The following is a 19,771-nucleotide window of genomic DNA, read 5'->3' on the forward strand; positions in this document are numbered from 1 at the left end:
GGTCCTGCGGACACGACAACTCTTGTGCAACGTTGGAAAATTGATGTCGGCGGTATGACAGCACGCGCTCATGCCGGTGTCCAGAGGGTGTGCGGCACCTGGTGCGCCGCCACCCCGCGGGCGTCGCACGGTGAACCGCGCCTCGGGGCGACACATTTTGGAAACGCATCGACAACTCCCTTGCCGCCTGCGCCACCCCGCCTATATAACGTTGTAAACCGAGCCGCCGAGAGGCCGTACAAGCCCTCACGACCGCAGTTTCCGCAGCTCGCAGCGGGGGCCGTGAGGGATGAAGCATCAGTGCCGTTGACCGGCTGATGCACTGTCCCGCCATGCCCGACCGCACGCCGAACGGTGTGCCGTCACCCCGCCAAGGAGCGTCCCGCGCATGATGATCCAGCGTCGATCCCGTACCCTCGCCGCGGCCTGCCTGCTGGCCGCCACCGCCACGCTGGCCGCTTCCGGCTGCTCCAAGTCGGAGAGCTCGGACAGCGCGAGCGGTGACAGCAGCCAGGGGGCGCAGGAGGCCAAGTCCCCCGAGGCCGCCTCGGGCCCCGGCTGTTCCCTGCAGAGCTACGGCGCGCCCAAGCTCGACCTCAAGGACGCCGTGGTCGGCTTCTCCCAGTCGGAGAAGGAGGCCAACCCGTTCCGTATCGCCGAGACCCAGTCGATCAAGGACGAGGCCAAGAAGGTCGGCGTCAAGAAGCTGCTCACCACCAACGCGCAGTCGCAGCTGTCCAAGCAGATCAGCGACATCCAGGACATGCTGTCGCAGGGCGCCCAGTTCCTCATCGTCGCCCCGCTGAACTCCGACGGCCTGGAGCCGGCGCTCAAGGCCGCTGCGGCGAAGAAGGTGCCCGTCCTCACCATCGACCGTGAGCTCAACTCCACGGCCTGCAAGGACTATGTCTCCTTCCTCGGCTCCGACTTCGTCGAGCAGGGCAAGCGGGCGGCGGACGCGATGATCAAGGCGACCGACGGCAAGGGCAAGGTGGCGATCCTCCTCGGCACGTCGGGCAACAACACGACCACCGACCGCACCAAGGGCTTCGTCGACCAGATCAAGGCCGAGGCGCCCGGTATCGAGATCGTCGCCCAGCAGACCGGTGACTTCGCCCGTGACAAGGGCCAGCAGGTCATGGAGCAGCTCATCCAGTCCAAGCCCGGCATCACCGCCGTCTACGCGGAGAACGACGAGATGGGACTCGGCGCCCTCACCGCGCTGAAGGCGAACGGCAAGAAGCCCGGGAAGGACGTCAAGATCGTCTCGGTCGACGGCACCCGTAGCGCCGTCCAGGCCGTGGTGAACGGCGAGTACAACGCCGTCATCGAGTCCAACCCCCGCTTCGGCCCCCTGGCCTTCGCGACCGCCCAGAAGTTCTACGACGGCGAGGAGATCCCGGAGAACATCATCATCTCCGACCGCGCCTACGACGAGACCAACGCCAAGGAATCGCTCGGCGGGGCGTTCTGATCCGCTCCTGAACACAACGGCCCCCGCCGCCGTGGCTCCCGCACCGGGCCACGGCGGCTCCGGGCCCTCACCCCCCGGACAGCGGAAGGCAAGATCCATGGCACCACCCGAAGCAGTACCTCAGGCACCGGAGGCTGCCGGACAGACGGCGTCGACGGTGCTCGAAGCCCGTTCGGTGAGCAAGCGGTTCCCCGGTGTCGTCGCGCTCGACGACGTCTCCTTCTCGCTGCGCGCGGGGGAGACCCACGCACTGGTCGGTGAGAACGGCGCGGGGAAGTCCACCCTCATCAAGGTACTGACCGGTGTGTACCGGCCGGACGGGGGCGAACTCCGGATGACGGGCGAGACCGTCAGGTTCGCCCGGCCGTTCGAGGCCCAGCAGGCCGGCATCTCCACGATCTACCAGGAGGTCAACCTCGTCCCGCTGATGAGCGTGGCGCGGAACATCTTCCTGGGCCGGGAACCGAGGAACCGCTTCGGGCTCATCGACTTCGCCCGTATGCACCGCGAGACGAGCGAACTGCTCGACAGATTCGGCGTACGCGTCGACCCCCGGCGCCCCCTGCACACCCTGGGCATCGGCACCCAGCAGATGGTCGCCCTCGCCCGTGCGGTGTCCGTCAACGCCCAGGTCGTCATCATGGACGAGCCCACCTCATCGCTCGAACCACGCGAGGTGGAGACCCTCTTCGGCGTCATCGAACGCCTACGCGGCCAGGGCATCGCCGTCCTCTACGTCAGCCACCGCATGGACGAGCTCTACCGGATCTGCGACCGGGTCACCGTCCTGCGCGACGGACGCCACATCCACACCGGTGACCTCGCCGACCTCGACCGGATGCAGCTCGTGTCGATGATGCTCGGCCGCGACCTCTCCGAGGTACGCCGCTCCGGCGTCACCAGCTTCACCGCCGACGGCCACGAGGCCGCCCGTACCCCCGTACTCACCGCGACCGGCCTCACCAGCCGCCTCCAGCTCCACGACATATCCATGTCGCTGTACGCCGGCGAAGTGCTCGGCCTCGGCGGGCTCCTCGGCTCCGGCCGCAGCGAGACCGCCAAGGCCCTGTCCGGCGCACTGTCCCTGGACTCGGGCGAACTCTCCGTCGACGGCACCACGCTGAAGCGCCTCACCCCGGCCGCCGCCATCCGTGCCGGCATCAGCCTGCTCCCCGAGGACCGCAAGGCCGAGGGCATCGTGCCCGGTCTCTCGGTGCGCGAGAACATCGTGCTCGCGGCCATGCCCCGCCTCTCCCGGGCCGGTGTCGTCTCACGCGCCAAGCAGGACCGGATCGTCGACATCTTCATGGAGCGCCTGCGCATCAAGGCGTCGAGCCCCGAGCAGAAGGTCGGCGAACTCTCCGGCGGCAACCAGCAGAAGGTCCTGCTGGCCCGCTGGCTCTGCCTCGAACCCAAGGTCCTGCTGCTCGACGAACCCACCCGGGGCATCGACGTCGGAGCCAAGGCCGAGGTCCAGAGCCTCATCGACGACCTCGCAGGCGAAGGCCTCGCCGTCCTGCTCATCTCCTCCGACATCGAGGAGCTCATCGAAGGCGCCGACCGGATCGTCGTCCTGCGCGGCGGAGCGGTCGCCGGTGAACTGACGGGCGACGACGTGGCCGAGGACCGGCTGCTCGAAACCCTCGCCGACCACGCACCGGACCCGGCGGACAGGGCGCAGGCCGCCCAGGAGGACCCCCGATGACCCAGACCGCCGTCGCCCCGCCCACGAGGAGCGACAAGCCCCACAAGTCCGAGAGCCCGCTGGCACGGCTGCGTGACCCCTCCTGGTACCAGCGCTACGGCGTGTACGTCGCCGTCGCGGTGGTGCTGCTCTTCAACGCGCTGTTCACCGACCACTTCATGACCGCGGACAACTTCCGCACCCAGCTCATCCAGGTCGCCCCCATCGTCATCGTCGCCCTGGGCATGGCCCTGGTCATCGGCACCGAGGGCGTCGACCTGTCCGTCGGCTCGACCATGGCGCTCGCCGCCGCCTTCCTCCCGCTCTACCTCGGATACGGGCTCGTCCCCGCGCTCGTCGTCTCCCTCCTGGCCGGCGCCGTCGTGGGAGCCGTCAACGGCGCTCTCGTCTCCCTCGTCGGGCTGCAGCCCATCGTGGCCACACTCGCCCTGTTCGTCGGAGGCAGAGGACTCGCCCTCGTCGTGGCCGACGGCCAGCTCAAGCAGATCGTCAACCCCGACCTGCTGTCGCTGGGCACCGGCTCGTTCCTCGGGATCCCGCTGGTCGTCCTGATCGCCGGAATCCTCGCCGTGGCCGTCGCCTTCCTGGTGCAGCGCACCACCTTCGGCCGCCAGATCGTCGCCATCGGCGGCAACCGCTCCGCCGCCGCGCTCGCCGGACTCCCCGTCAAGAGGGTCCTCATCGGCGTGTACGTGCTCTGCGGAGTACTCGCGGCCCTCGCCGGGATCCTCGCCACCGCCAGGCTCACCGCGAGCGACCCCTCCTCGCTCGGCTCCCTCATGGAACTCTCCGCCATCACGGCGGTCGTGGTCGGCGGCACCCCGCTCAACGGGGGCTCCGTCCGGGTGCTCGGCACCGTGGCGGGCGCCCTGCTCATGCAGCTCCTGCGCGCCACGCTCGTCAAGCACGACCTGCCCGACTCCACCGCACAGATCGCCCAGGCGGCCATCATCATCGCCGCCGTCTACGTCGCCCGGGAGCGTCGGTCCCGATGAACGAAACCAAGCCCGTCACCGCGGCCCCCGCCGCACCGCACACCCCGCCGGCGCGCCCCGCGGCCGGCCCCGAGCGGACCGGCAGGCAGCGCGCCGCCGAACTCCTGCAACGCCAGGGCGTACTCGCGGTCCTGCTGATCGTCGTGATCGCCGCCTCGTTCATCTACCCGACGTTCGCCTCCCTGGACAACGCCCGCGGGGTGACCACCCAGGCCTCGTTCCTCGCCGTGGTCGCACTCGGCATGACGATGGTCATCATCACCGGCGGCATCGACCTCTCCGTCGGCTCGGTCTTCGCACTCGGAGGAGTACTCGCCGCCTGGGGCTCGCAGTACGGAATCCTCGTCGCGCTGCTGCTGCCCCTCGTGGTGTGCGGCGGGATCGGCCTGCTCAACGGGCTGCTGATCGCCCGCGGCAACATGGCGCCCTTCATCATCACCCTCGCCACCCTGCTGGGCGCCCGCGGCCTGCTGCTCGCCCTCACCGACGAGGGCTCCACCACCTATCTGGTGGCCAAGGACTCCGCCTTCGGCGAACTCGGCCAGGGCAGCGTCTGGGGCTTCGGCTACCCGCTCGTCATCGCCCTGGTGCTCTTCGGGGCCGGTGGACTCGTCCTGCAGCGCACCTCCTTCGGGCAGACCCTGTTCGCCGTGGGCGGCAGCAGCGACGCGGCCACCCTCATGGGCCTCCCCGTCGCCCGTACGAAGATCCTCGTCTACACGCTCAGCGGGCTGCTCGCCGGACTCGCCGGCGCACTCAACGCCGCCCGGCTGTCCTCCGGCGTCACCATCGTCGGCGTGGGCATGGAGCTCGACGCGATCTCCGCCGTCGTCATCGGCGGCACCCTGCTCATCGGCGGCGCGGGCTCCATCAGCGGAACCCTCTGGGGCGTCCTGCTGCTGGCCGTCATCCAGAACCTGATCAACCAGATCGGCTCGCTCAACTCCTCCTACCAGTCGGTGGTCAGCGGCGGCTTCCTTATCGTTGTGGTGGTGGCCCAGCGCTATCTCGCGCGCAGTCGCAGAAGCACCTGACGACGAGCCGGCCGCCCAGGGCCGGCACACAGAGCCAAGCCGAGCCGAGCCGAACCAAGGAGTGCCGTGGGCGTCAGCCTCAAGGACGTTGCACAACGGGCGGGCGTGTCCATCAAGACCGTGTCGAACGTGGTGAACAACTATCAGCACGTCACACCGGCCATGCGTGCCAAGGTGCAACAGGCGATCGACGAGCTCGGCTACCGGCCGAACCTCACCGCCCGTCATCTGCGCAAAGGACGCACCGGCATCATCGCCCTCGCCGTCCCCGAATTCGGCAACCCGTACTTCGCGGAACTCGCCGGAGCGGTCATCGACGCGGCCGCCCGGCACGACTACACCGTCCTGGTCGACCACACCGCCGGCCTCAGGGAGAAGGAGCTCCTGGTCAGCCAGGGATTCAGGTCCCATGTGATCGACGGCCTCATCCTCAGCCCCATCCACCTGGAGACCGAGGACCTGATGGCGCGCACCGAGACGGCGCCGCTGGTCCTGCTGGGGGAGCGGGAGTACCAGGCGCCGTACGACCACATCGCCATCGACAACGTGGCGGCGGCCCGAGCCGCCGTGCGCCACCTCATCGGCCAGGGCAACCGGCGGATCGCCTTCCTCGGCTCCCGCACCGGCCAGGAGCGCCAGCCCGCGCATCTGCGACTGCGCGGCTGGCGCGAGGAACTCGAAGCCGCCGGCATCACACCGGACGAGTCCCTCGTCGTCGTCACCGACGGATACGGCCGTGAGGACGGCGCCGCCGGCATGGCACTCCTCCTCGACCAGGGGCCCCCGCCCGACGCCGTGTTCGCGTACAACGACCTCATCGCCATCGGCGCCATGCGGACCATCACCGAACGCGGCCTGCGGATCCCCGAGGACATCGCCGTCGTCGGCTTCGACGACATCGAGGAGAGCCGCTACACCACCACCACGCTCACCACCGTCGCACCAGACAAGGAAGCCATCGCCCGCCTGGCCGTCGACAGCCTCGTCGAGCAGCTCACGGGCGCACCGGTCGCCGAACCGCGCAGGCCACGCCCCGGCTATCGCCTCGTCGTCCGCGAATCCACCAAGGCCGGGCCCGACTCACGCAACACCGAGGACCACTGATGCCGCGCCCCACCGTGCACCGCACCCCCTTCGGCTCCGCCCAGGGGACCCCGACCGACCTGTGGACCCTCGACAGCGGCACGGGAGTCAGAGCGGAGGTCCTGACCTACGGCGCGTCCCTGCACAGCCTCACCGTGCCGGACACCACCGGTGCCACCCGCTCCGTCGTCCGCTCGCTCGCGGCCGTCGACGACTACACGGCCGAACACCCCTACTTCGGGGCCGTCGTCGGCCGCTACGCCAACCGCATCGCCCACGGACGCTTCGTCCTGGACGGGACCGAGCACCACGTTCCGGCCAACGACCGTGGCCACGCCCTGCACGGAGGGCCGGAGGGCTTCCACACCAAGGTGTGGGAGGCGTCCGATGCCCGGACCGACGACACCGTGTCCGTACGGCTCACCCTGCACAGCCCCGACGGCGACATGGGCTTCCCCGGGGCGCTGGACAGCACGGTGACGTACACCCTGGACACGGCGGGCACCCTCGCCGTCGACTACGTCTGCGTCACCGACCGCCCCACGGTCGTCAACCTCACCAACCACGCCTACTTCGACCTGGCCGGGCATGACGACGTACTCGGCCACCAGCTGGAGGTCGACGCCGACACGTATCTGCCGGTGGACGACGACGGAATCCCCCTGGGACCACCGGCCGATGTCCGCGGAACCCCGTTCGACCTCACCGAGCCGCGTCTGCTGGCGGAGCGCCTCGGCGCCGATGACGCACAACTGCGCGCGGCGGGCGGCTACGACCACTGCTGGGTGCTGCGGGAGGCCGGCGGCGGACTGCGCCGAGCCGCCCGGTTCACCGCCCCCGACGCGGTCCGGATCCTCGAGGTGTGGACGACGGAGCCGGGCATCCAGGTCTACACCGCCAACCAGCTCGACGGCTCCTTCACCGACGGCACCGGCCGCCGCCACGAACGCCACGGCGCCGTCTGCCTGGAGACGCAGCACCTGCCCGACTCACCCAACAGGCCCGACCTGCCCAGCACCGTGCTGCGCCCGGGCGACACCGCGCGCAGCCGTACCGAACTGCGCTTCCCGCACCTGCGCACGGCGGACGGCGGGCGGTGAGAGCGTCACCGGAAGTTACCTGGACATGACAGGTTCGTAAAGGGAGTGCGCACACCGTCGCGGAGAGGAATGGGGGAGGGGAGCTACGCGTTCCGTAGGGCATGACCTTCTTCGTCGACGTCACGGTGCGCGGCTACGAGCTCGACACCCAGGGCCACCTCAACCAGGCGGTCTACCTCCAGTACGCCGAACACGCCAGGTGGGAGCTGCTGCGGGAGGCCGGAGTGGCGCAGGAGAAGCTGCTCGCCCATGGAGTCGGGCCGGTGCAGCTGGAAGTGACGGTGAAGTACCTGCGGGAACTGCGCGGCGGGGACAGGGTGCGCGTCAGCTGCGAGCTGTTCTACGGCACGGGCAAGACCTTCGAGCTCCGGCAGCAGATCGTCAAGGAGGACGGCACGGTGGCCGCGGAGATCACCGGGGTGGGCGGCATCCTCGACCTCGACGCCCGCCGGCTGGTCCCGGATCCGGCCGGGCGGTTCGCCTCGCTGGCCACGAAACCGGAGCTTCTCGGGATCGGCGCGGGCTGAAGGCGGCGGGCGGCGTGTCAGGGGGGCGGCGCCGTGCTGGCCCTGACCACCAGCCGGGTCGGGACCAGGGTGGTGCCGCGCTCGGTCGTCTCGCTGCGGATCTGGCGCAGGACCCCGTCCACGCACAGCCGGCCGATCTCGCCGAAGTCCTGGTGGACCGTGGTCAGCGGGGGGAGGAAGGAGGCGGAGTCGGCTATGTCGTCGAACCCCACGACGCTGACGTCGTCGGGCACCCGTCTGCCCCGCTCGTGCAGTGCGCGCAAAACACCCAGCGCCATCTGGTCGTTGGCCGCGAAGACCGCGGTGCAGGAGGGGTCGGCCGCCAGGGCGAGCCCCGCTTCGTACCCCGAGGCCGCCGACCAGTCGCCGCTCACCGGCGGCAGGACCGGGCGCCCCGCGTCCTCGAGGGTCCGCCGCCACGCATGGGCGCGGCGCTGCGCGGCGAAGGACTCGGGGGGACCGGCCACATGAACCACGGTGCGGTGTCCGAGGTCGAGCAGATGCTGCACGGCCGCCCTGGCCCCGCCGGACTGGTCGGTGTCCACGACGCTGTAACGGTCGCCCGCGTCGGAGTCCGCCACCACCACATGGGTGTGCGGCGGCAGCGAGATGGCGGCGTCCAGGAGACGGACCTCCATGATCACGATGATGCCGTCCACGACCTGCTCGCCGAGCACGGTGACGGCCCCCGCGACGCCCGTGCTGGTGGGCGTCGCGACGGGCAGCAGGGTGATGGCGTAGCCCTCGTCCGCCGCGGAGGCGGAAATGGCCTCGAGCGTGCGGACGTTGCCGGTCGTGGCCAGGGTGAACAGGATGACGCCCAGGGTGCGGAACTTCCCGCTCTTGAGGGCGCGGGCGGCGCTGTTCGGCCGGTAGTTCAGCTCCTTCATCGCGGAGAGTACCCGCTCGCGGGTCTCCTCGGACACCGAGGGATGCCCGTTGGACACCCGGGAGACCGTCTGCGAGGAGACCCCGGCCAGGCGCGCGACATCGGCCATGGACGCTTCCTTGTGGGCCGGCCGGTCCATGGCCTGTTCCTGTCCCTGCACTTCGTCTGCCTCCGTCGTGACTCCGCGAGTCCTCCGCCACCTCGCACCCGGCGCGTCCCGCGTGCGGACCCGGAGCCCCGGTTCAACGGTGTTTCTACCACTTTCGGACGCCTGGCACCGACGTGAACGCCCGGGTGTACGGGCGCTGTCCGGACCGGCCGGCGGGGTGGTGGAGCCTCCTCCGGAACCCCGGCCTTGACCGTGGGGAAGAGGGCGTGTAGACATCATCTCACCGAAAAATGTTTACGTAAACATCGGTTCTCAAGCACAGCGCCTCCATGATGTCCGGTGTCCCCATCCGGCCGGGGCCATGCTCGACACCGGAACAACAGGAGCACCCATGACGGCCGTTACGCCGATCACGACCGGACGCCGCCCACCAGCCAGGAAGACCCGCAGTCGGCACGGACGGGTGGGGTGGCTCTTCGTGGGGCCCTTCATGGCCGTGTTCGCCCTGGTGTTCCTCGCGCCGATCATCTACTCGCTCTATCTGAGCTTCTTCCGCGACCAGTTGGTGGGCGGAACGTCGTTCGTCGGCCTGGACAACTTCGAACAGGCCTTCAAGGACGATCAGTTCTGGTCGGCGGTGGGCCGGGTGGCCCTGTTCCTCGTGGTGCAGGTGCCCATCATGCTCGGCCTCGCGCTGCTCGTGGCGCTGGCCCTCGACAGCGGCAGGATCTACGGGAAGAGCTTCTTCCGGATCGCCGTCTTCCTGCCGTACGCGGTGCCCGCCGTCGTCGCCACACTGATGTGGGGCTTCATCTACGGCACCCGCTTCGGACTGGTCGGGAACATCAACGACGCCCTCGGCGTGTCGCTGCCCGACCCGCTCTCGCCCTCCCTGGTGCTGACGAGCATCGGCAACATCGTCACCTGGGAGTTCATCGGCTACAACATGCTGATCTTCTACTCGGCGCTGCGCGTCGTCCCCAAGTCCCTCTACGAGGCCGCGGAGATCGACGGAGCCGGGCAGTGGCGGATCATCGCCGCGGTGAAGATCCCGGCGATACGTGGCGCATTGGTGATCGCTACCATATTCTCGGTGATCGGCAGTTTCCAGCTGTTCAACGAGCCAAGTATCCTCCAGGACTTGGCACCCAACGCGATCACCACCTACTTCACACCCAACTTCTACACCTACACACTGTCCTTCTCGGGACGGCAGCAGAACTACGCGGCCACGGTCTCCCTCATCATGGGAGTCGTTACGATGATCATCGCCTACGCGGTCCAGCTGCGCGGCATGCGAAAGGAGGCGTGAACCATGAGTGCCCCTCCCTTCACCGCCGAGCAGGCGCCCCGGCGCACCACTCATCGCGCCCAGGCGCCGCGCCGCGCCACGCACCGACGCCGCTCCATCGACCGGCCGCGCCGCAGTGTGCTGCTCACGGTGCTCATGGGCCTGACCGCGCTCTACGCGCTCATGCCGCTGGCCTGGCTCGTCATCAACGCCACCAAGACGCAGAAGGGCCTCTTCGGCTCCTTCGGCCTCTGGTTCAGCGGTGACTTCGCCCTCTGGGACAACATCTCGCAGACGCTGACCTACGACGACGGCATCTTCGTCCGCTGGCTGCTCAACACCGTGCTGTACGTGGTCCTGGGCGCCGGCGGAGCGACCTTCCTCGCGGTCCTCGGCGGCTACGGCCTGGCGAAGTTCGACTTCGCCGGCAAGCGCGCCGTGTTCGCCACCGTCATCGGCGCGGTGGCCGTGCCCGCGACCGCGCTGGCGGTGCCCACCTTCCTGATGTTCAGCAAGATGGGCCTCACCAACACGCCGTGGTCCATCATCATCCCGTCCCTGATCTCGCCGTTCGGGCTCTACCTCATGTGGGTGTTCGCCGCCGAGGCCGTGCCCACCGAGCTCCTGGAAGCGGCCAGGATGGACGGTTCGGGCGAGCTGCGGACGTTCTTCCGTGTCGCGCTCCCGCTGCTGGCCCCGGGCATCGTGACGGTCCTGCTCTTCACCATGGTGCAGACCTGGAACAACTACTTCCTGCCGCTGATCATGATCAAGGACCCGGACTGGTATCCGCTGACCCTGGGTCTGAACGCCTGGAACGCGCAGGCGTCCACCGCGGGAGGCCAGCCGGTCTTCAACCTGGTCATCACGGGCTCGCTGCTCACCATCGTGCCGCTCGTCATCGCCTTCCTGCTGCTCCAGCGGTACTGGCAGTCCGGCCTGGCAGCAGGCAGCGTCAAGGAGTGACCCGCCATCCGGCCGCATCGGCCACCGAATCTCCGCGCTCCGGGACCGGTTCGTGCCGGCCCGCGACCGGCGCGGTGTTCCACCCCTTTCCAGCCCCGCACCCCCGTGCGGACGCTCGACGGCTCATGCACCACCCTCACCACAACGGAGTGAACCAATTATGAGAACCATGACCAGACGCGCGATGCGTGGCGTCGGCCTGCTGTGCGCGGCCGCGCTGAGTCTCACCGCGTGCGGGTCCTCCGACGACGACACCGCGTCGGACAAGTCCGTATCGGGAGGTGACCTCCGGTCGGCCCTCAAGGAGGGCGGTTCCATCACGGTGTGGGCATGGGAGCCGACACTCAAGACCGTGGTCAAGGACTTCGAGAAGAAGTACCCCAAGGTCAAGGTGAAGCTGGTCAACGCCGGCACCAACAACGACCAGTACACCGCTCTGCAGAACGCCCTCCAGGCCGGATCCGGGGTCCCGGACGTCGCGCAGATCGAGTACTACGCCGTCGGCCAGTTCGCGCTCGGCAAGTCCCTGGAGGACCTCAGCAACTACGGCGCCGGGGAGTACAAGGACGACTACTCGCCGGGCCCGTGGAACGCGGTCACCGAGGAGGACGCCGTCTACGCGCTTCCCATGGACTCCGGCCCGATGGCGCTCTTCTACAACAAGAAGGTGCTGGACAAGCACCAGATCGCCATCCCGACGACCTGGGACGAGTACCTGGAGGCCGCCCGCGCGCTGCACACGGCGGACCCGAAGGCCTACATAGCCAACGACACGGGTGACCCCGGGTTCATGACCAGCCTGATCTGGCAGGCCGGCGGGACCCCGTTCAAGAACCGCGACACCGAGGTGACGGTCGACCTCACCGCCGACAAGGGCGTCGCCACCTTCACGAAGGTCTGGCAGAAGCTCCTCGACGAGAAGCTCCTGGCGCCCATCGAGAACTGGAGCGACGAGTGGTACAAGGGGCTGGCCGACGGCACCATCGCCACCCTCGCCACCGGCGCCTGGATGCCCGCCAACTTCGAATCGGGCGCGGAGTCGGCGTCGGGTGACTGGCGCGCGGCCGCGCTCCCGCAGTGGAAGAAGGGCCAGCAGGTCAGCTCCGAGAACGGCGGCAGCTCCCTGGCCGTGATGAAGGACAGCAAGAGCAAGGAGCTCGCGTACGCGTTCAACGAGTACGCCAACCACTCCGACGGCGTCCAGGCCCGCCTCAAGGAAGGCGCCTTCCCCGCCACCACGGCCGACCTGTCCTCCCCGTCGTTCCTCGACACCACCTTCCCGTACTTCGGCGGCCAGAAGGCGAACGAGATCTTCGCCCGGTCGGCCAGCCAGGTGCCCGAGGACTGGTCGTACCTGCCCTTCCAGGTGTACGCCAACTCCATCTTCAAGGACTCCGTCGGCAAGGCATACGTCTCCGACACCACGCTGGCCGACGGGCTGAAGGCGTGGCAGGAGAAGTCCGTCAAGTACGGCAACGATCAGGGCTTCACCGTCAACAAGTGACCTCAAGCCGCTGAACCGGCACGGGGCGGCCGCCCGCCGACGGGTGGCCGCCCTTTGCTGTACCCGCATCTCGTATCCGAAAGGATTCATCATGACCCCCACCTCCGAGCGCCACTGGCTGCGCCCGACCTGCGACGACCGCCCCGCGCGCTTCGCCTACGGGGCCGACTACAACCCGGAGCAGTGGCCACGCGAGGTGTGGAAGGAAGACGTCCGGCTGATGCGGGAGGCCGGGGTCACCGTCGTCTCCGTCGCCATCTTCTCCTGGGCCCGTCTGCAACCGGCCGAGGACCGGTGGGACTTCGACTGGCTGGACGAGGTCCTCGACCTGCTCCACAGCGGCGGCATCTCGGTGGACCTCGCCACCGCCACCGCGTCGCCGCCCCCCTGGCTCACCACCCTGCACCCGGAGATCCTGCCGGTCACCCACACCGGTGAGACCCTCTCCCAGGGCGCCCGACAGCACTGGCGGCCCACCTCGCCCGTCTTCCGCAGATACGCCCTGCGACTGGTGGAGGCCATGGCCACCCGCTACGCGGACCACCCCGCCGTGGTCGCCTGGCACATCTCCAACGAGCTCGGCTGTCACAACATCTACGACTACTCCGACGACGCCGCCCGGGCCTTCCGCGACTGGCTGCGCACGCGCTACGGCACGCTCGATGAGCTCAACCGTGCCTGGGCCACCTCCTTCTGGTCGCAGTACTACGGCGACTGGGACCAGATCCAGCCGCCACGACTGGCCGCGAGCCACGCCAACCCGACCCAGCAGCTCGACTTCAAGCGCTTCTCGTCCGACGCGCTCAGGGACTACCTCAGGGCCGAGCGCGACGTCCTGCGCCGGATCACCCCCGACATCCCCGCCACCACCAACTTCATGGTGATGAGCGGGACGAAGGGCATGAACTACCCGGACTGGGCCGCGGAGATCGACTTCGTCTCCAACGACCACTACACCCACCCCGGGCCGCAGCGCCTGGACGAGCTCTCCTTCTCCGCCGCGCTCACCCACTCCATCGCACAGGGCCGGCCCTGGTTCCTGATGGAACACTCCACGAGTGCGGTCAACTGGCAGCCCGTCAACGTCGCCAAGCGTCCGGGCGAACTCGCCCGCGACTCCCTGCTCCATGTCGCCCACGGGGCGGACGCGGTCTGCTTCTTCCAGTGGCGCCAGTCGGCGGCGGGCGCCGAGAAGCACCACTCCGCGATGGTGCCGCACGCCGGCCCCGACAGCGAGGTGTTCCGCTCGGTGGCCGAACTCGGCCGCACACTGGAGACGCTCACCCCGGTCACCGGCTCGGTGCGTGAACCCGCCCGCGCGGCCCTGGTGTACGACTGGGACTCCTGGTGGGCCGTCGAACGCGACTCCCAGCCGTCCTCCCTGGTCGACTACCGGCAGGAGGTGCTCGACTGGTACTCCGCCTTCCTGTCCCTGGGCGTCAGGGCCGACGTCGTCACGACCTCGGCCGACCTCAGCGGCTACGACTTCGTCGCGGCCCCCCTCCTGCACGTCGTACCGACGGCACTGGCCGGCCGTCTGGAGGCCTATGTGCACGGCGGCGGGCACCTCGCCACCACCTACTACGCGGGTGTCGTCGACGAGAACGACCACGTCCACCTCGGCGGCTACCCGGGAGCGCTGCGCGATCTGCTGGGCATCCGCATCGAGGAGTTCGGCCCCCTGCGCGACGGCGAGGACGTACAGCTCGACGACGGCGCGGTCGGCACCGTGTGGACCGACCGGATCGATCTGACCGACCCCGAGGTCACGGTGCTGGCGCGCTACAGGACCGGGGACCAGGCCGGGCGCCCCGCCATCACCCGGCGCGTGCCCCAGGACGGCGGTTCCGCCGCGTACGTCTCCACCCGGCTGGGCAGCCAGGGCCTGCCCGACGTGCTGGGGCGCCTGCTCTCCGGTGCCGGTGTGCGGAGCGAGCTTCCCGCCCACGCCCGGGGACGGGTGGAGCTGACCGTACGGACCGACGGCTCCCACGCGTACTGGTTCCTCGTCAACCGTACGGACGAGCCGGTCGCGTTCGACACGGTGGACGGCGAGATCCTCACCGGCCCCACGCCGGTGGCCGGGGGCGGCCTGACGCTTCCCCCGCGGGCGGTCGCGGTGCTCCGGGTGGCGTCCGGCACCGACCCCTTCGCCCAGGCCGGGTAGTGGACGGCCGGGCGTGCCCCGTGGGACGCCGTCCCACGGGGCACGCGGCGGTACCCGCCGGCGCGGCGGCCCGTCAGCCGGAGGCCGTGAACCGGTGGGTGCCCGAGCCCGCCGTGAAGACCGCGCACCCGTCGTCCAGCCGTACGAAGGCCGCGGGCCCCCGGCCGGCGCTCCGTCGGTCGCCGCCCGGCACCCACACCTCGGCGCTGGTGTTCGGCGGCACCCCGACATCGAGGGTGAAGCCGTCCGCGTCCTTCCGCCAGCGCGTGGTCACCGGCCCGTACCGCGAGTGGAACCGGCCCCCGGCCCGCGTCACCCCACCGCCGGGCCGCGGCCGTACGAGGATCTCGCGGAAGCCGGGTGCGCCGGGGGCGATGCCCGCGATGTTCGCGTACATCCACTCACCGACCGAGCCGTAGGCGTAGTGGTTGAAGGAGTTCATCCCGGCGTCCTGGAAGCTGCCGTCCGGGCGGATCGAGTCCCAGCGCTCCCACATCGTGGTGGCGCCCCGGTCGATCTGGTAACCCCAGCTCGGGAAGGTCCGCTGAAGCAGCAGCCGGTAGGCGACATCCGTGTGACCCGTGTCCGTGAGCACGGGCAGCAGCCGCGGGGTACCCAGGAAGCCCGTCGACAGGTGCCAGTCCTTCGCCTCGATGAGGGCGACCAGCCGGTCCGCCGCAGGTCCTCGGTCCGCCTCGGCCAGCAGATCCATGGAGAGCGCGAGGACGTAGGCCGTCTGCGTGTCGCCCTCGACCCGCCCGCCGGCGGAGACGTACGCCGCGCGGAACGCGTCGCGCACCCGGCCGAAGAGCGTCCGGTGGGGCGCGGGGTCCTTGCCGAGCACCTCGGCCGTCCGTGCCACGAGATCGGCGCTGTGGGCGAAGTAGGCCGTGGCGATGACGTCCTTGGGCGTCTCGTCCTCGATGTTGAGCCAGTCGCCGAAGCCGTCGGCCGGCCGCAGCAGCCCCGTGCTGTGCTCCTCCAGATACACCAGCCAGTCCGTCATCGACGCCCAGGACTGCTCCAGCACCCGTACGTCGCCGTAGGCCTGGTACAGCGCCCATGGCACGGTCACCCCTGCGTCACCCCAGCCCGCCGCGCCGTTGCCGATGTCCGGGAGGTCCGGGGCCACATGGGTGAAGGCGCCCTCGGACGTCTGGGCGTCGCGCAGGTCCTGGAGCCACTTGGTGAGGAAGCGCGCGGACTCCATCGTGTACGCCGCGGTGGGCGCGAACACGTTGATGTCACCGGTCCAGCCCAGCCGTTCGTCGCGCGCCGGGGTATCCGTCGGAATGGACAGGAAGTTGCCGCGCTGTCCCCAGGTGATGTTGCTGTGGAGCTGGTCGAGCATGGGCACATCGGTGCTGAAGTCCATGGTGAACGGCGCCGAGGTGTGGATGACACGGCCCACGACCGCGTCGCGTGGCGGAGTGCCGGGATAGCCCGTCACCTCGACGTAGCGGAACCCGTGGAAGGTGAACCGGGGCTCGTAGGTCTCCTGGCCGCCTCCCTTGAGCGTGTACGTGTCGGTGGCGCGTGCGGTACGCAGATTGGTGGTGTAGAGCGTGCCGTCCGGGTTCAGCACCTCGGCGTGCCGCAGCCGCACCGTCGTACCGGCCGGCCCCGACACGCTGAGGCGCGCGGTGCCCACCATGTTCTGGCCGAGGTCGAACACGAAGACCCCCGGCTCCGGTTCGGTCACCTCACGCGCCGTCAGCTCCTGCTCCACGCGGCAGGCGCCGTCCACTTCGGCGACGAGCGCGGCCGTGACCCCCTCGACAGGGGCGGCCCCGAGCCAGCCGTCCGCGTCGAAACCGGGGCGCGTCCAGCCGTCGGTCTCCAGCCGGGCGTCGTAGTCCTCGCCCGCCATCAGGTCCGCCCCGGTGACGGGTCCCGTCGAGGCGAGCCAGTCGGTGCCCGAGACCACGCGCTCGGTCGAGCCGTCGGTGTAGGTGACCTCCAACTGGGCGAGGGCCGCGGGCTGTTCGCCGTACTGGTGCGGCCCGAACCAGCCGATGTTGCCCGCGTACCACCCGTTCGCCAGCGTGATGCCGAGCGCGTTGGCGCCCTTGGTCAGCAGGGCGGTCACATCGTGCGTCCGGTACTGCACCCGCTGGTTGTAGTCCGTCCAGCCCGGGGCCAGCCGGTCCTCACCGACGCGCTCGCCGTTGAGGAACACCTCGTACAGGCCGAGCGCCGTCGAGTAGAGCCTGGCGCGCGCCACGCGCCTGCCGCTCAGCCGGAACTCCCGGCGCAGCTGTACGGCGGGGGAGTGGGCCACCTCCACCTCACCCCAGGGGCCGGAGCCCCAGCGGGCGAGGACCGCGGCGGCCGGCCAGGCGCTGTCGTCGTAGTCGACGGAGTCCCAGCCCTCCGACGGCTCCGTGTCGGTGGCCCGCCACTCGGCGTCGGTCACGGCCGTGGTGGTGCCGTCCGCGGTCGTCAGTTCCAGCACCCCGAGCAGCCCGGCGGGTCCGGTGACCGCGTTGGTCGCCGATACGGCGATCACCTGGGCGCCGGGGGAGAGAGGGCCGGTCACCTCCACCAAAACAGGGCGCTTCCAGTTCTCGGCCGGTCCGTCGGCCTCCGCGTGAGCCACCCGCACGCCGTTCACCCGGGCGGTGAACCCGTCGTCGGCGGTCATGACCAGACGGGCGCGGGTGACGTCCTCCGGAATCTCCACCCGGCCGCGGAACCACCGGGTGGCGGCGGGCGCCTCGACGCCTGGGTCCCCCTCGGGGAACCAGATCCACGAGGCGTCGTCCAGCGCGGGGGTGGCGGTCAGCGCGGCGGGCGCGGCGATCCACCCGGCCGACCAGTCCGCGGCCTCCAGCAGCCCGGTCTCCCACCAGGACGGCTCGCTCCAGGCGGAGGCCCGGCCGTCCGCGTCCCAGATCCGCACGGACCAGAAGTAGCGCGTACGGGAGGCCGCTTCAGGGCCCGCGTACGGGACGAGTACGGACTGCGCCGACTCCACCCTGCCGCTGTCCCAGACATCGGGTTTCCCGAGGAGCTCGGGGGTGGTGGCCACGCGCACCTGGTAGGCGGCCTGGACCAGACCCGGGCTCTCGGACGCGACGGGCCAGCTCAGTCGTGGGCGTGGGGTGTCCAGGCCCAGCGGATGGCGCACGTACTCGACGGTCGGCCCGGTGACGCGCGCCCGGCGGGCGGCCGTCCGCGCGGGCTCGGCCGCGGCGGCGACAGGGGCGGACACCGCGGCGAGCGCGGCGGTGGCGGCTGTGGTGCTGAGCAGTCGTCTTCTGCTGATCACAACGCGGCTCCGTAACGAGGCGGACGTGAATCGTTTCAGTTCCGCGAAGTTAGAGTTGTGACCGGTCCCTGTCAAGGGTTCTTGCGTGATCGACCCCCTTCCTTGGCGGCAGTTGCGGAGCTGCTGTGCGCGGCATTGACGCCCCTGCGGTGCCGGTCTATCTTCGCTCGCAAGGAGGAGTTGAAACCTTTCATATGACCTTCCATGCGATCGGCCGAACGGGTCCGCCCGGCGCCGATCGTTGCGCTGTCCGGCTGACGCGGCTCAGGCTCGCCGCGGATGTGGACGAAGGGTCAGGTGTTCGCACGTTCGCGGACCCGACCGGTCCGCGATCCGCTCCTCCATCCCAAGGGAGAACGCATGCGCCTGCGCGCCCGCTGGGCACCAGCCGCTCTACTGCTGATCGCCCCCCTGATCGGCACCACCACGGCCACCGCAGACACCGGCGAGGCCCTTGTGCCGGTGCAGAAGTCGACACGGGCCGTGCCCGGCCAGTACATCGTCACCCTCTCGCCCGAGCAGAAGCCGGCCGCCGTGGCCGAACAGCTCGGGGTCAGCACCCTCTTCACGTACAGCAAGGTGCTGCACGGATTCGCGGCCTCGCTGACGCCCGCGCAGCTCCAGGAGGTGCGCGGCGCGGCGGGCGTCCAGACGGTCGAGGAGAACAGCGAGGCCTCCGTCTCGCCTCCCGCCGCCGAGGCCGCGGGAGGGCGTGCCGTCGCCGGGAGCTGGGGGCTGGACCGCATCGACCAGCGGAAGCTGCCGCTGGACGGCACGTACGACGTGGACGGCACGGGCAAGGGCGTGACCGCGTACATCCTCGACACCGGCATCGAGTCCGCCCACAGCGAGTTCGGCGGCCGGGTGGGCGCCGGCTACGACGCGATCGGTGACGGGCGCGACGGCGAGGACTGCAACGGCCACGGCACGCATGTGGCCGGCACCGTCGCCGGCGCGACGTACGGAGTCGCCTCGGGCGCCTCCCTCGTGCCGGTACGGGTGCTCAACTGCGAAGGCTCCGGCACCTGGGCCGGGATCATCGCAGGCCTCGACTGGATCGCCCACAACGCCGAGCAGCCGGCCGTCGTCAACGCCTCGCTCGGCGGACCCGCGTCGTCCGCCGTCGACGACGCCTTCGACGCGGTGGCCGCTGACGGCACCCTGCCCGTGGTCGCCGCGGGCAACGAGAACCAGGACGCCTGCGACGTCTCCCCGGCGCGCGCCGAGGACGCGCTCGCCGTCGGGGCGACCGACGACCAGGACCGGCAGGCGACGTTCAGCAACTGGGGCACCTGTGTGTCGCTGTACGCCCCGGGGGTGGACATCGTGTCCGCGAAGCTCGGCGGCGGCTCGACGAAGCTGAGCGGCACGTCCATGGCCGCCCCGCATGTCGCCGGTGCGGCGGCCCTCTACAAGGAACAGCACCCCGACGCGTCGCCGCAGGAGGTCGCCGACGGGCTCGCCGACGAGGCGACCACCGGTGTGCTGACGGGTCTCGGCGCGGGCTCGCCCGACCGGCTTCTCCACACCGGAGGTCTCTGACCCCCGGCCGGTTCCACGGGAGCGGGGTCCGCATGCCGCGGGCCCCGCTCCTCGCTGTGCGTAACCTCTTGCGGTCAGAAGTCTGTCTCTTGCGGACATCATCCCGGGTGGTGA

General features: G+C 70.1%; 14 protein-coding genes. 12 read left to right on the top strand and 2 right to left on the bottom strand.

Annotated features, from left to right (window positions below):
- The first annotated feature begins 388 nt into the window (after positions 1-388).
- From OG623_RS33045 to OG623_RS33075, 7 genes are all read left to right on the top strand, one after another.
- The gene (locus OG623_RS33045; RefSeq protein WP_406151276.1) at positions 389-1,474 is read left to right on the top strand and encodes an ABC transporter substrate-binding protein; all 1,086 of its coding nucleotides are present in this window, start codon (positions 389-391) and stop codon (positions 1,472-1,474) included.
- 97 nt (positions 1,475-1,571) lie between these two features.
- The gene (locus tag OG623_RS33050; RefSeq protein ID WP_406151277.1) at positions 1,572-3,179 is read left to right on the top strand and encodes a sugar ABC transporter ATP-binding protein; all 1,608 of its coding nucleotides are present in this window, start codon (positions 1,572-1,574) and stop codon (positions 3,177-3,179) included.
- The gene (locus tag OG623_RS33055) at positions 3,176-4,174 is read left to right on the top strand and encodes an ABC transporter permease (RefSeq protein WP_406151278.1); all 999 of its coding nucleotides are present in this window, start codon (positions 3,176-3,178) and stop codon (positions 4,172-4,174) included. Before OG623_RS33050 ends, OG623_RS33055 begins: the two co-directional genes overlap by 4 nt.
- A complete protein-coding gene (locus tag OG623_RS33060; RefSeq protein ID WP_406151279.1) occupies positions 4,171-5,208 on the top strand; it encodes an ABC transporter permease in 1,038 nt (345 codons plus the stop codon). The genes OG623_RS33055 and OG623_RS33060 overlap by 4 nt, the downstream gene beginning before the upstream one ends.
- A 66-nt stretch (positions 5,209-5,274) precedes the next feature.
- Positions 5,275-6,312, top strand: a complete 1,038-nt coding sequence (locus tag OG623_RS33065; RefSeq protein WP_406151280.1) for a LacI family DNA-binding transcriptional regulator — start codon at positions 5,275-5,277, stop codon at positions 6,310-6,312.
- Positions 6,312-7,391 carry an aldose epimerase family protein gene (locus OG623_RS33070; RefSeq protein WP_406151281.1) on the top strand — a complete coding sequence of 360 codons (1,080 nt, stop codon included), beginning with the start codon at positions 6,312-6,314 and terminating at the stop codon, positions 7,389-7,391. The genes OG623_RS33065 and OG623_RS33070 overlap by 1 nt, the downstream gene beginning before the upstream one ends.
- Positions 7,392-7,492: 101 nt before the next feature.
- Entirely contained in the window at positions 7,493-7,918 is a 426-nt protein-coding gene (locus OG623_RS33075; RefSeq protein WP_406151282.1) for an acyl-CoA thioesterase, read from the top strand.
- A 17-nt stretch (positions 7,919-7,935) separates the two neighbouring features.
- Here OG623_RS33075 and OG623_RS33080 read toward each other — a convergent pair whose 3' ends face one another.
- Positions 7,936-8,916 (bottom strand): LacI family DNA-binding transcriptional regulator, encoded by a 981-nt coding sequence (locus tag OG623_RS33080; protein WP_406151283.1) that lies wholly within the window; start codon positions 8,914-8,916, stop codon positions 7,936-7,938.
- A 391-nt stretch (positions 8,917-9,307) separates the two neighbouring features.
- Between OG623_RS33080 and OG623_RS33085 the strand changes: the two genes are divergently transcribed.
- The 4 genes from OG623_RS33085 to OG623_RS33100 all read left to right on the top strand — a co-directional run bounded on the left by OG623_RS33085 (position 9,308) and on the right by OG623_RS33100 (position 14,844).
- Positions 9,308-10,228: a carbohydrate ABC transporter permease gene (locus OG623_RS33085; RefSeq protein ID WP_406151284.1), complete on the top strand. Its 921-nt coding sequence runs from the start codon at positions 9,308-9,310 to the stop codon at positions 10,226-10,228.
- A gap of 3 nt (positions 10,229-10,231) precedes the next feature.
- The gene (locus OG623_RS33090) at positions 10,232-11,173 is read left to right on the top strand and encodes a carbohydrate ABC transporter permease (protein ID WP_406151285.1); all 942 of its coding nucleotides are present in this window, start codon (positions 10,232-10,234) and stop codon (positions 11,171-11,173) included.
- Positions 11,174-11,333: 160 nt separating this feature from the next.
- Entirely contained in the window at positions 11,334-12,677 is a 1,344-nt protein-coding gene (locus tag OG623_RS33095) for an ABC transporter substrate-binding protein (RefSeq protein WP_406151286.1), read from the top strand.
- A gap of 91 nt (positions 12,678-12,768) precedes the next feature.
- Positions 12,769-14,844 carry a beta-galactosidase gene (locus tag OG623_RS33100; protein ID WP_406151287.1) on the top strand — a complete coding sequence of 692 codons (2,076 nt, stop codon included), beginning with the start codon at positions 12,769-12,771 and terminating at the stop codon, positions 14,842-14,844.
- A gap of 73 nt (positions 14,845-14,917) precedes the next feature.
- Here OG623_RS33100 and OG623_RS33105 read toward each other — a convergent pair whose 3' ends face one another.
- Positions 14,918-18,115: an alpha-L-rhamnosidase gene (locus tag OG623_RS33105; RefSeq protein ID WP_406151288.1), complete on the bottom strand. Its 3,198-nt coding sequence runs from the start codon at positions 18,113-18,115 to the stop codon at positions 14,918-14,920.
- A gap of 360 nt (positions 18,116-18,475) precedes the next feature.
- Here OG623_RS33105 and OG623_RS33110 point away from each other — a divergent pair, with 360 nt between their 5' ends.
- Positions 18,476-19,657 carry a S8 family serine peptidase gene (locus OG623_RS33110; RefSeq protein ID WP_406151289.1) on the top strand — a complete coding sequence of 394 codons (1,182 nt, stop codon included), beginning with the start codon at positions 18,476-18,478 and terminating at the stop codon, positions 19,655-19,657.
- Positions 19,658-19,771: the final 114 nt, after the last annotated feature.

This window comes from Streptomyces sp. NBC_01012, assembly GCF_045162755.1.
In the GTDB taxonomy this organism is placed as follows: Bacteria; Actinomycetota; Actinomycetes; order Streptomycetales; family Streptomycetaceae; genus Streptomyces.

Excerpts from the sequence above, each read along its gene's own strand:
- OG623_RS33045 (WP_406151276.1), top strand. The coding sequence starts at position 389 with ATGATGATCCAGCGTCGATCCCGTACCCTCGCCGCGGCCTGCCTGCTG.
- OG623_RS33050 (WP_406151277.1), top strand. The coding sequence starts at position 1,572 with ATGGCACCACCCGAAGCAGTACCTCAGGCACCGGAGGCTGCCGGACAG.
- OG623_RS33055 (WP_406151278.1), top strand. The coding sequence starts at position 3,176 with ATGACCCAGACCGCCGTCGCCCCGCCCACGAGGAGCGACAAGCCCCAC.
- OG623_RS33060 (WP_406151279.1), top strand. The coding sequence starts at position 4,171 with ATGAACGAAACCAAGCCCGTCACCGCGGCCCCCGCCGCACCGCACACC.
- OG623_RS33070 (WP_406151281.1), top strand. The coding sequence starts at position 6,312 with ATGCCGCGCCCCACCGTGCACCGCACCCCCTTCGGCTCCGCCCAGGGG.
- OG623_RS33075 (WP_406151282.1), top strand. The coding sequence starts at position 7,493 with ATGACCTTCTTCGTCGACGTCACGGTGCGCGGCTACGAGCTCGACACC.
- OG623_RS33080 (WP_406151283.1), bottom strand. The coding sequence starts at position 8,916 with ATGGCCGATGTCGCGCGCCTGGCCGGGGTCTCCTCGCAGACGGTCTCC.
- OG623_RS33085 (WP_406151284.1), top strand. The coding sequence starts at position 9,308 with ATGACGGCCGTTACGCCGATCACGACCGGACGCCGCCCACCAGCCAGG.
- OG623_RS33090 (WP_406151285.1), top strand. The coding sequence starts at position 10,232 with ATGAGTGCCCCTCCCTTCACCGCCGAGCAGGCGCCCCGGCGCACCACT.
- OG623_RS33095 (WP_406151286.1), top strand. The coding sequence starts at position 11,334 with ATGAGAACCATGACCAGACGCGCGATGCGTGGCGTCGGCCTGCTGTGC.
- OG623_RS33100 (WP_406151287.1), top strand. The coding sequence starts at position 12,769 with ATGACCCCCACCTCCGAGCGCCACTGGCTGCGCCCGACCTGCGACGAC.
- OG623_RS33110 (WP_406151289.1), top strand. The coding sequence starts at position 18,476 with ATGCGCCTGCGCGCCCGCTGGGCACCAGCCGCTCTACTGCTGATCGCC.